The organism is Terrabacter sp. Soil810 (assembly GCF_001429645.1).
Lineage (GTDB): Bacteria > Actinomycetota > Actinomycetes > Actinomycetales > Dermatophilaceae > Terrabacter.
Genome location: NZ_LMSW01000011.1, coordinates 1,355,778 through 1,366,718, shown reverse-complemented (window position 1 = coordinate 1,366,718; position 10,941 = coordinate 1,355,778). Strand labels below are relative to the sequence as shown.

Below are 10,941 nucleotides of genomic sequence, written 5' to 3'. Positions count from 1 at the left end.
AGGCAAAGGTCCCGGCACCGTCCCGGCGTGGTCCGGGACGTGATGTCGGTCCACATGGGATCGGGGGTTTTGTGTTCGTCCGCCACACAGGTGGCCCGGACCCCCGTACCTAGTCTTCCCGCATGGCCGACGCCCCCGACGACGCACGCGACGACGCCCCGGACCGCTTCCGACGCGGCTCCCTGGCGGTCAACGACCCCATCGACCTGACCGGGCGCACGGCCCTCGTCACCGGCGCCGCGAGCGGCATCGGCGCGAGCGTGGCCGTCGCCCTCGCGGCCGCCGGAGCCAAGGTGCACGCCGTCGACCGCGACGAGGAGGGCCTCGCCTCGCTCGCCGAGGGCTCGGGCATCGCCACGATCGCGGCGGACCTCGCCGACCTCGAGGCGCTGACCGACCTGCCGACCGAGGTCGACATCCTCGTCAACAACGCCGGCATCCAGCACGTGAGCCCGATCGAGGACTTCCCGCTCGACCGCTTCGACTTCATCCTCGACCTCATGCTCGTCTCGCCGTTCCGGCTGATCCGACAGAGCCTGCCCCACATGTACGACCGTGGCTGGGGTCGCGTCGTCAACATCTCCAGCGTCCACGGCCTGCGCGCCAGCGCCTTCAAGTCGGCCTACGTCACCGCCAAGCACGGGCTCGAGGGACTCTCGAAGGTCGTCGCGCTCGAGGGAGCCCCGCACGGCGTCACGTCGACGTGCATCAACCCCGCGTACGTGCGGACGCCCTTGGTGGAGAAGCAGATCGCCGACCAGGCCCGCACCCACGGCATCCCCGAGTCCGAGGTCGTCGAGAAGGTCATGCTGGCGCCCGTCGCGGTCAAGCGCCTCGTGGAGCCTGACGAGGTCGCGGCGCTGACGCTCTTCCTGTGTGGTCCGGCCTCCGGCTCGATCACCGGCACGTCCTTCTCGATGGACGGCGGCTGGACCGCGCACTGAGCGCGCCTCGACGCCGACGACCCCGCCCGCGACCCCGCGTCGCCGCCCCGACCGCCCGCCCATCGAGTCCCGACCCCGCCTAGGATCTGCCCGTGGCCACCCGCAGCGAGACGCAGCCCGCCGACCAGGCGGGTGCTGAGCAGGCCGACCAGGTCGTCGGCCTGCTCGAGCTGCTGGCCGCCGACGCACCGGTCGCCGAGATCGCCGCCGCCGACGCCCCGAGCGAGGCGCGGGACCTCGCGCTGCGGATCGCGAGCGCCCGAGAGGTCCACCAGCACCGCGAGGCCGGCCTGGCCGCCCTGCTCGACACGGCCCGCGAGCTCGCGACCGAGAGCGACCCGGGCTCGGTGCTCGACGCGATCGTGCGCCGGGCACGCCGCCTCGTCGGCACCGACCTCGCCTACCTGACGCTCTACGACCCCGACGCCGGCGACACCTTCATGCGAGCCACCGACGGTTCCGTCTCGGCGGTGTTCCAGTCGGTGCGGCTCGCGCTGGGCGCCGGCCTCGGCGGCCTCGTCGCCTCGACGCACAAGCCCTACTGGACGGCCGACTACTGGGCCGACGAGCGCTTCCGCCACACCAACGCGATCGACGGCGCCGTCGGCGAGGAGGGCATCATCGCGATCTGCGGGACGCCGCTCATCGTCGAGAAGCACTTCGTCGGCGTGCTCTTCGCCGCCAACCGGTCCTCGCGCCCGTTCACCCGCGAGGAGGTCGGCCTCCTCGGCAACCTCGCCACCCTGGCCGCGGTCACCCTGGTGCAGACCCGCGCCCTCGCCGACGCCGAGAACGCCCTGGCCGCCCTGTCGGACGCCCACGAGACGGTCCGGCAGTACGCCGAGGGCGTGGAGAAGGCGGCCGCCGCGCACGACCGCTTCGCCTCCCTCGTGCTCGGTGGCGGCGGCGTCGACGACATCACCCACGCCCTCGCCGAGCTGCTGGGCGGCTGGGCCGTGCTCGTCGACGAGCACGGCCACCGGCACAGTGCGTCCGGTCCTGCCCCGGCGCACGACGACACCGGGAGCGACCCCTTCGCCGCCCTCGACGCCATCCCCGACCTCGGTGCCGGTCGCCTCGTCGAGCGCGACGGCGTCTATGCCGTGGCCGTCACCGCTGCGCGCGAACGGCTCGGCGCGATCTATGTCGGCGGCCTGACCCTCAGCGACTCCGACCAGCGCACCGTCGAGCGCGCCGGGGTCGTCACGGCCCTCGTCCTGCTCTTCGAGCGGCAGGCCGCAGACGCCCGGCAGTCCGCGCGCAACCGCCTCGTCAGCGACCTCGTGAGCGCACGGGGCTCCCGGGAGGAACGCCTGACGCTCGCCCGCGCCGTCGGCTTCGACCCGCAGAAGCCCTTCTGCCTGCTCGTGCTCCGGGGCGACGAACCGACCGGCCACCGGGCCCTTCTCATCTCCGCGAGCGCAGCCACCGGCGAGGCCTCGCTCGTCGGCTCCCACGACGGCGACGTCATCGCGCTCGTGCCCGGGACCGACGCCGACGGCCTGGCCCGCGCCGTCGCCGCACGCATCGGCAAGCGCACGTGCGTCACCGTGGCCGGCGTCGGTCCGGTCAGCGACGTCGACGACGTGAGCGAGGCGCACGAGGAGGGGCACCGCACCGTCGGCGCGCTCATCGCGCTCGGCCACCGGGGCAAGGGCGCTGCGGCGACCCAGCTCGGCTTCGCCGGTCTCATCGTCGGATCCGCTCCCGACGTCGACGAGTACGTCCGCAAGCTCCTGGGCCCCGTCCTCGACTACGACGAGCGGCGCGGCACAGACCTCGTGGGCACCCTGGCGGCGTACTACGCGGCCGGTGGCAGCCCCCGGCACGCCGCCGGCACGCTGCACGTCCACGTCAACACGGTCTCGCAGCGCCTCGAGCGCATCGCAGCGCTGCTCGGGGAGACCTGGCAGCATCCCGACCACTCGCTCGAGCTGCAGATCGCGCTGCGCCTGCGCGCCCTCCAGGCCCCGGCCTGACCCCTGGCCCGCCCGTCACCGCGAGACCGTGATCTCGGGGAAGGTCCACGACCCGTCGAGCACCTCGGAACGTGGCCGGTAGAGGCGCACGAGGTAGTTCCAGCCGTCCTTGATGCCGAGGCAGTTGGTCCGGCCGTCACCACACCCACCGAAGTGGACCGTCACCGAGCCGTCGGGATCACGCTCGGCGGTGAGGTCGTTGACGCTCACCGCGCTCCCGTCGTCGTCGAAGTAGCCGTCCGCGTTGTAGAGCGAGATCGACCAGAAGCCGTCGACCGGCACCTCCCGCACCGTGAGCTGGTACTCCCCCGGCGGCAGGCCCGGATCGACGTTGACGTACGTCGCCTCACCCGATGGCAGCCCACCCCACCCGGCAGCCGTCCCGACGAGGTGACGGACGGGATCGACGTCCTGGCGCGCCCCGAACGCGCCGTCGAAGCCGGCATACCCCTTGCCGAGCTCGAGCAGGGCAGACCGCGTGCGGTCCAGCGACGCAGCATCCCAGGCCGGGGCCGTGAACGGGCGGGCCGAGGCAGCCGTGAGGGCGATCCGGTCCTGCAGTGCGTTGACCGCCGCGACGTCGTCGGGATCAGTGGGGTCGACGAAGGTCCGGATCGCGACGAGGACGTAGTCGGTGTCGTAGCGCTCCGTCGTCACCTCGTGCCGACCCGGCTCGTGGAGCACGGCGTTGACGTAGTGGTCGCGGTTCACGACCATCGCCGAGAGGTAGCGCCCTCCGGTGTCGGGCAGTGTGAGCACCGCGCCCTCGCTGAGGTCGACGACGGCGGCGCTGTAGAGCGTGTCGCGGTTCATCCGGATCACCGGCTGGTGCGTCAGGGGCGTCGGCGTACGCGAGTGGTTGAGGCGGTTGACGCCGCCGGCGTCCGCGGCGAGCGCGGTGAACATCCGGTCCGTCTCCGCGCGCGCGAAGGTGTCTGCGTTGACGTTCATCCCGTTCATGCGAGCAGGATCGGACGCCGTCGTCCCCGCCGACATCACCCGCAGACGGTGATCCGCTCGTCGTCAGCCGGCGAGCAGCCGGTCCACGGCGTCGGCGACGGCCGTGACCCCACGGTCGCCGAGGATGACGTCGTAGTGGTTGGCGTCGACACGTGTGGTCCGCACACCGTCCGGGACGTGCAGCGCCGCCAGCCGGGACTCGTCGTAGAGCCCCTGAGGCTCGTCGAGCAGGCCGCGCTCGGCCCACACGAGCTCGGTCCGGACGCCGTGCTCGACCGCGGTCCGCAGGCCGGCATGGGTCTCCGGGTCTGCCATGACGTCGGCCCCGTCGGCCCGCACGGCGTCCAGGACGCACGTGCTGTGCCACTGCCCGTCCGCGGGGTCGTGCACGAGGTCGTGCTCGATGTAGGCCCGTGCGGCATCGCCGCCGGGTCCGTCGAGCACCGGACCGAGGGCGGGGTGCCCGGACCAGAAGGCGAGGTATGCCGCGGGGTCGGCGAAGCGCATCGACAGCCGGTCCATGGCCGGACCGATCACCGACTGGAGGGCGGCGTCGACGTCGAGGTCGTCGGGCACGGGGAAGGCGAGACCTCCGTCGACGAGCGCGGCCGCGGGGAACCGGTCGGGGTGGCGGGCCGCGGCCAGGGCCGCGATGAAGGCACCCATGGAGTGTCCGACGAGGACCGGGGCCGAGCCGAACACGGTCGCGATGGAGGTCAGGTCGTCGACGTGGGCGCCCAGACCGTACGGACCGGGAGCCGACCGGCTGTCACCGCGCCCGCGCAGGTCGGGGGCGAGGAACCGGACGCCACCGGGACCGTGGCGGCGGCCGATCTCGTCGGCCACCCGTCGCCACGAGAGGCCGTTGGCCGTGATGCCGTGGACGGCGAGCACCACGGGCGCGTCGGCTGCCGGAGTCCCGAGGCTGAGGTCGTGGATGGCGAGGCTCCCCTCGGGCAGCTCGATGACGAAGGCGGACGGCGTGGTGCTCATCGTGACCCTGACCTCCTGATCAGTCTCCCACCGAGCCCGGTCAGGCCCGATGGTGCGAAGTAGACCACGACGACGAAGAAGACGCCGAGGATGAAGAGCGGCTGTGACAGCACCTGGCGCACGACGACGGGCAGGTCCTGCAGGACGGCGGCGTTGCTCACCTCGACGAGCCGCGCGTCCGCGTAGGTGTAGAGCACCCCTCCGATGACGGCGCCCCAGCGGCTTCCCGCTCCACCGAGGACGACCATGACGAGCAGCGAGAGCGTGAACTCCGACGTGGTCAGGTGGGGGTTGGAACCACCGAGCACGAGGGCGTGGACGACGCCACCGAGGGCGCCGAGGAACGACCCGACGACGATGGCGAGGAGCTTGACCCGGTACGTCCCGAAGCCGAGGACCGCGGCGCGCTGCTCGTTCTCGCGTACCGCCGCCATCGCGTGGCCGGCTCGTGACCGCACGAGCAGCGTGACGACGGCCCAGGCGACGACGACGAAGGCCAGGGCGAGCCAGAAGCGGTACGGCGCGTTGGCGACGCCGACGAGCACGTCGGGCACGGCCGCGCGGTCGAGGGGGCGCCCCTCCTCGCCCCCGGTCACGCCTCCCGGGTTGCGCATGACGATGATCGACGCGGCCTGGGCGAAGGCGAGGGTGACCATCGCGAAGGCGATGCCGCCGACGCGCAGGGCGATGCCGCCCACGACGACGGCGAGCAGCGTGGACAGGCCCAGCGCGACGGGCACCGCGAGCGCAAGGGGCAGTGCCCAGGTGGAGAGCGAGATCGTCAGCAGGTAGCTGCCGGCAGCGACGAACAGGGCGTGCCCGAAGCTGAGCAGGCCCGTGCGACCGAAGAGGACGTCGTAGCTCAGCGCGATCCCGCCGATGACGAGGCACGTCGCGAGCAGCTGCATCGAGCCGGGACCGTTGACCCGTCCCGGCAGGACGCCCGGCAGCTCGATGGGGACGTAGGGCAGGTAGGCGAGCACCGCCAGGCCGACGACGGCGGGCAGCGCCCGGACGACACGTCGCGCGGCGTGGCTCCCCTCCCCCGACGCCGTGGGCGTCGTCGAGGCCGTGGCCTCACCCTCTCCGTCCGGGGTCACCGAGGGCGTATGCGTGTCCGTGAGGTGGTCGGTGGGCGACGTCATGCCGTCGCTCCCTTCAGGGAGGTCGGTCGGAGCAGGAGGACCAGTGCGAGGAGCAGCACGACCGACAGGTCGCCGACCCCGCTCGCGGCGTAGTAGTTGGCGAGCTGCTGGACGAGCCCGACGACCACGGCTGCGACGGCGGTCCCCGTCAGGGAGCCCATGCCGCCGATGACGACGACGATGAAGGCGAAGATGAGCAGCGAGCCGCCCTGCGCGGGTGACACGGCACCGGCGTACTGCGAGTAGAGCACCCCCGCGAGGCCGGCCGCGGCTCCACCGAGCGCGAAGACGATGGTGAACGTGCGGTGGACGTTGATGCCCAGCGCCTCGACCATCGTCCGGTTCTCGACGCCGGCCCGGATCACGAGGCCGAGGCGAGTCAGGTGGAGCAGGGCGAGCAGCCCGCCGAAGAGGGCGAGCGCGACGAGGAGGTAGACGAACCGGTCGTTCGGCAGGCGTGCGCCGAGGACCTCGGTCGTGCCGCTCATCCAGACCGGCTTGTCGACGGGGCGTGGGTCGGCGCCCCAGATGCCTTGGGCCGCAGCAACGCCCGCGAGCGAGAGGCCCACGGTGACAAGGACCTGCTGGATGTGGTGGCGGTAGAGCGGCCGGATGAGGACGACCTCGACGACGAGGCCGACGACGGCCCCGAGCGCGATGGCAGCGACGACCCCGACCCCGAGTCGGCCCGCCACCGGCCACGCGGCAGGCAGGGCCCCCATCGTCAGCCAGGCGGCATACGCCCCCGCGGTCATGAAGACGCCGTGGGCGAAGTTGAGCACTCCCATGAGGCCGTAGATGAGGCTGAGGCCGCTCGCGGCGATGAAGTAGAGGGCGCCCAGCCCGAGACCCGTGACGAGGAGCAGGACGAGGTCGCTCACGCTGCTCCCTCCCGTCGCATCGAGACCCCGAGGAGCTCACGCGTCAGGTCGGCGTCGGCCACGAGGTCGGCCGCGGCCCCGCGGTGCACGACGGTGCCGGCGTCGAGGACGACGACGCGGTCCGCGATGCGACGCACGAGCTGGAGGTTCTGCTCGACGAGGAGGACCGGGGTCGTGCGTGCCACCTCGGCGAGCACGTCGGCGACCTCGGTGACGAGCTTGGGGGCCAGGCCCTTCGTGGGCTCGTCGACGAGCAGGAGGGCGTTCTCGCGCAGCAGGACCCGGGCGAGCGCGACCATCTGCTGCTGGCCGCCCGAGAGCGTGCCGGCCCGCTGTGCCCGGCGCGGGACGAGGTCGGGGAAGAGCCGCGCCACCACGTCGGCGTCGACACCGCGGACGGGGTCGACGAGCCGGAGGTTCTCGTCGACGGTCAGGCCGCCGAAGACCTCCCGGTCCTCCGGCACGTAGCCGATCCCGCCACGCACGATCCGCGCCGTCGTCAGGCCCTGGATCTCTCTGCCCTGCAGCAGGATGCGTCCCGTGCGTGGTGCCAGACCGATGATCGACCTGAGGGTCGTCGTCTTGCCGACGCCGTTGCGGCCCAGCAGCGCCGTCACGCCGGTCGCCGGCACGTCGAAGGACACACCCTGGAGGATGTGCGACCCGCCGTAGCGGACATGGACGTCGTCGAGGCTGAGGACGGGCAGCACGGCGCCGTCGCCTCCGACCGACGGGTTCTGATCGCTCACAGTGCTTCTCCCAGGTAGGCCTGCTGGACCCGCTCGTCGCCCGTCACCTCGGTCGGCGCACCGACCGCGAGCAGCTGCCCGTGGTGTAGGACGGCCACGCGGTCGGCCAGGCCGAGGACGACGTGCATGTGGTGCTCGACCATCGCCACGGCCACCCCCGAGTCACGGACCTCGCCGATGATCTCGGTCAGCCCGTCCACGTCCTCGGCCGAGACGCCGGCCATCGGCTCGTCGAGGAGCAGCACCGCAGGGTCGGATGCGAGGGCCATCGCGAGCTCGAGCTTGCGACGGTCGCCGTGCGAGAGGTCACCCGCGAGCGTGTCCGCGCGACCCGGCATACGCACCCGGGCGAGGAGCGACTCGATGACGCCCGACGACGCCGACCCTGCGGCCCGGAAGGGCGAGAAGGAGGCGCCGCCGACCGCCTGGACGGCGAGCCGGACGTTCTCCCCCGCCGACAGGCCGTCGAAGAGGGCGGACGTCTGGAAGGAGCGCGCCAGTCCCATCCGGGCGCGCCTGGTGGCGCTGGCTCCCGTGACGTCCTTCTCCTGCAAGGTGATCCGACCGGTCGACGGCCTGGTCACCCCACTGAGGATGTTGACGAACGATGACTTGCCCGCCCCGTTGGGGCCGATGATGCCGAGCAGCTCACCAGCCCCCACGGTCAGGGAGACGTCGTCGAGGATCTGGGCGCCGCCGACCTTCCAGCCGACCGCCTCTGCGCTGATCACGTCGGAAGGTGTCCGATCACTTGAAGGGTGTGACGGGCGGCGCGACGGTTGCTGCGTCGAGCGTGTCGACGAGCTGCGGCACGACGTTGCTGCCGTCCTTCTTCAGGTTCGCCGTGAACATCGGCTGCAGGAGGGCGTGGTCCTCGGCCCGGATCTCGAGGGAGCCCTTGGGTCCGTCGAACGTCCACCCCTCCAGGGCGGTGACCATCTTGTCGACGTCACCGCCGCCCGCCTCGAGCGCGTGGACGATCATCTGGCCCGCGACGAAGCCGTCGTTGGTGAAGAGGTCAACAGTGGCGCCCTGCTTCTTCAGCCCGGCATCGAGGGCCTGGTAGGCGGCGTTGTCCGCCGCGCCATCGAAGAAGTGGGAGAGGAAGTCGATCTTCGTCGCGACCTCGCCGAAGAGGGCGTGCGTCGCCTTGATGTCGAGGCCGGTGACGACCTTCGTCGAGTCGAAGACGCCCTGCTGGCCGAGGGTCGTCCACATCGCCGTGGCGTTGGCGCCGGCCCAGGCGACGAAGAGGAGGTCGGGGGCAGCCCCCTTGACCTTGGTCGCGAACGGCGTCAGGTCGGTCGCCGCCGAGGGCACCTCCACGGCGCTGACCGTCGCGCCCTTGGCACCGAGGATCGCCGTCACGGCAGCGACGTTGGCCTTGCCGAAGGCACTGTCCTGCGCCAGCACCGTGACCTTCTTGCCCTTGACGTCACCGAGCATGGTGCCCGCGGTCGCGACGTCCTGGTAGGTCTGCCGGCCCGAGCGGAACGTGTAGCGGTTCGCTCCGGTCACGGCGTCGGCGGCGGCCGGGCCGGAGATGAAGAGCACCTTGTTGTCCTTGGCGAGCGGGGCGACCTGCAGGGCCACGCCGCTGGAGGTCGAGCCGGCGATGATCGTGTTGCCCTGCCCGATGAGGTCGGTCGCCGAGGCGACGGCCTTGGCCGGGTCACCCGCGTCGTCCTGCTCGGTGATCTGGATCGTGTGGCCGGCGACCGCGCCGGTCCCCTTGGTGGCGTAGTCGATGCCCGCCGTGAGGCCCTGACGGTACTGCTCGCCGTAGCTCGCGAGCGGTCCGGACTTCGAGTAGACGAGACCCACCTTGTACGGCTCGCCGGCGCCGCCCGAGGCGGCTCCCGTGCCGTTGTCGGCGGGCGCTGCGCCCGGCTGGCCGGGAGAGCCGCAGGCTGCGACCGACAGCGTGATCATGGCGCTCGCGAGCGCGAGACTCCACCGCTTGGACACCGATGTCCTCCACCTCTGGCGGGCGCTCGCGCCTTTGCTGCAACGAGATCCGTTGACGCCCAACCGTTTCGGCGAAAGTAGTTCAGCCTCGAACGGCCCACGGTGGTCTCGGAGACCACAAAGCAGGGGTCGCCATGTGTCTCACAGCCACCTGTGGGTCGGAGGCCGGGCGCCCTTGCCGGCCCAGCGGCACACCCGCGTGTCGTCCGGAGAGGACGTGCGGGGCTTTGACTTCGAGTACTTGAAGTTCCTAGCGTGGTGGAGGTGAGCGCAGAGACCACCCGGCACGAGTACACCATCAAGGAGGCCGCGGCGTTGACCGGCCTGCCGGCCAGCACGCTGCGCTACTACGAGTCCATCGGTGTCATCGCCCCGGTCGGCCGCGGGGTGAGCAGCGGCCACCGGGTCTACGACGAGGAGGACCTCGACCAGATCATGTGGGTCGCCTGCCTCGCCGCCACCGGGATGTCCGTGAGCGACATGCGCACGTACGTCGCCAACGGGCACCTCGGCCCGTCCGCCGCCGGCGAACAGGTCGAGCTGCTCACCCAGCAGCAGCGTCGCCTGGCGTCGGAGGCCCGGCAGCTGGTGCTCCGGCAGCGGTACGTCGCCCTGAAGATCGACTACTGGCACGCCGTGGCCGCCGGCGACGACGGACGGGCGGAGCTCCTGTCCGGCGAGGCCCGCCACCTGGCTGACGAGATCAAGCGGGCGGGCAGGTCGTAGGCGCGACACGCCACGGTGTCGCGGCGGCCCACCCCACGAGCTCCCCCGACACCCGCAACGAGGTCCGAGCGGCGCTCCGGCGCTCCGGACCGTGACGAGAAGGAAGTGCACCCCACATGAAGTTCACCCAGAGCGGCGGTCAGACCACCGAGGGTCCCGCGGACTGGTTCACCGGCACCGTCTACGTCGACGGCATCCGCAACCCCGACGAGCAGTCGGCCGTCGGTTGCGCCCACGTCCGTTTCACCCCCGGCGCCCGGACCGCGTGGCACCACCACCCCAAGGGACAGACCCTGTACGTCACCGACGGAGTGGGATACGTCGCCCGCCGGGGCGGCGAGGTTCAGCAGATCCGCCCGGGGGACGTCGTCTACATCGAGCCCGGCGAGGAGCACTGGCACGGTGCGACCTCCGCACGCTTCATGGCGCACGTCGCGATCCAGGAAGCCGACGAGCAGGGCCGGGTCGTGACCTGGCTGGACCACGTCACGGACGACGAGTACGGCGCCTGAGCACCCCTGCGCCTCCCCCACCCACACCCCACCCAGCCAGACCCCCCACCCAGCGACACCCCCACACACGAAGGAACCTTTCGC

The 10,941-nt window shown here is 72.0% G+C and carries 11 protein-coding genes; 4 read left to right on the top strand and 7 right to left on the bottom strand.

All coding sequences use genetic code 11. The annotated features are described in order from the left end of the window. Window positions 1-122 precede the first annotated feature (122 nt). Together ASG96_RS12230 and ASG96_RS12225 are read left to right on the top strand one after the other, a co-directional pair. On the top strand, window positions 123-944 hold the full coding sequence (locus ASG96_RS12230) for a 3-hydroxybutyrate dehydrogenase (protein WP_082591750.1): 822 nt from the start codon (window positions 123-125) through the stop codon (window positions 942-944). 92 nt (window positions 945-1,036) lie between these two features. Then, entirely contained in the window at window positions 1,037-2,923 is a 1,887-nt protein-coding gene (locus tag ASG96_RS12225; RefSeq protein WP_057588062.1) for a helix-turn-helix domain-containing protein, read from the top strand. 15 nt (window positions 2,924-2,938) lie between these two features. On the opposite strand, the gene ASG96_RS12220 is transcribed toward ASG96_RS12225, so the two are convergent. The 7 genes from ASG96_RS12220 to ASG96_RS12190 form a co-directional block, all read right to left on the bottom strand. Beyond that, window positions 2,939-3,883: a DUF1254 domain-containing protein gene (locus ASG96_RS12220; RefSeq protein WP_057588061.1), complete on the bottom strand. Its 945-nt coding sequence runs from the start codon at window positions 3,881-3,883 to the stop codon at window positions 2,939-2,941. Between the two features lie 63 nt (window positions 3,884-3,946). After that, window positions 3,947-4,876 carry an alpha/beta fold hydrolase gene (locus ASG96_RS12215; protein ID WP_057588060.1) on the bottom strand — a complete coding sequence of 310 codons (930 nt, stop codon included), beginning with the start codon at window positions 4,874-4,876 and terminating at the stop codon, window positions 3,947-3,949. Further along, window positions 4,873-6,021, bottom strand: a complete 1,149-nt coding sequence (locus ASG96_RS12210; RefSeq protein WP_056757907.1) for a branched-chain amino acid ABC transporter permease — start codon at window positions 6,019-6,021, stop codon at window positions 4,873-4,875. Before ASG96_RS12210 ends, ASG96_RS12215 begins: the two co-directional genes overlap by 4 nt. Continuing rightward, on the bottom strand, window positions 6,018-6,902 hold the full coding sequence (locus ASG96_RS12205; RefSeq protein ID WP_057588059.1) for a branched-chain amino acid ABC transporter permease: 885 nt from the start codon (window positions 6,900-6,902) through the stop codon (window positions 6,018-6,020). Before ASG96_RS12205 ends, ASG96_RS12210 begins: the two co-directional genes overlap by 4 nt. Continuing rightward, a complete protein-coding gene (locus tag ASG96_RS12200; RefSeq protein WP_057588058.1) occupies window positions 6,899-7,651 on the bottom strand; it encodes an ABC transporter ATP-binding protein in 753 nt (250 codons plus the stop codon). The genes ASG96_RS12205 and ASG96_RS12200 overlap by 4 nt, the downstream gene beginning before the upstream one ends. Next, complete coding sequence (locus ASG96_RS12195; RefSeq protein WP_056757913.1) at window positions 7,648-8,382, bottom strand: ABC transporter ATP-binding protein; 735 nt, start codon at window positions 8,380-8,382, stop codon at window positions 7,648-7,650. The genes ASG96_RS12200 and ASG96_RS12195 overlap by 4 nt, the downstream gene beginning before the upstream one ends. A gap of 16 nt (window positions 8,383-8,398) precedes the next feature. Continuing rightward, window positions 8,399-9,619 carry a substrate-binding domain-containing protein gene (locus ASG96_RS12190; protein WP_082588747.1) on the bottom strand — a complete coding sequence of 407 codons (1,221 nt, stop codon included), beginning with the start codon at window positions 9,617-9,619 and terminating at the stop codon, window positions 8,399-8,401. Between the two features lie 264 nt (window positions 9,620-9,883). On the opposite strand from ASG96_RS12190, the gene ASG96_RS12185 reads away from it, so the two are divergent. Beyond that, window positions 9,884-10,345 (top strand): MerR family transcriptional regulator, encoded by a 462-nt coding sequence (locus ASG96_RS12185; RefSeq protein ID WP_056758876.1) that lies wholly within the window; start codon window positions 9,884-9,886, stop codon window positions 10,343-10,345. A 116-nt stretch (window positions 10,346-10,461) separates the two neighbouring features. Continuing rightward, entirely contained in the window at window positions 10,462-10,857 is a 396-nt protein-coding gene (locus ASG96_RS12180; protein ID WP_056757916.1) for a cupin domain-containing protein, read from the top strand. Window positions 10,858-10,941 lie beyond the last annotated feature (84 nt).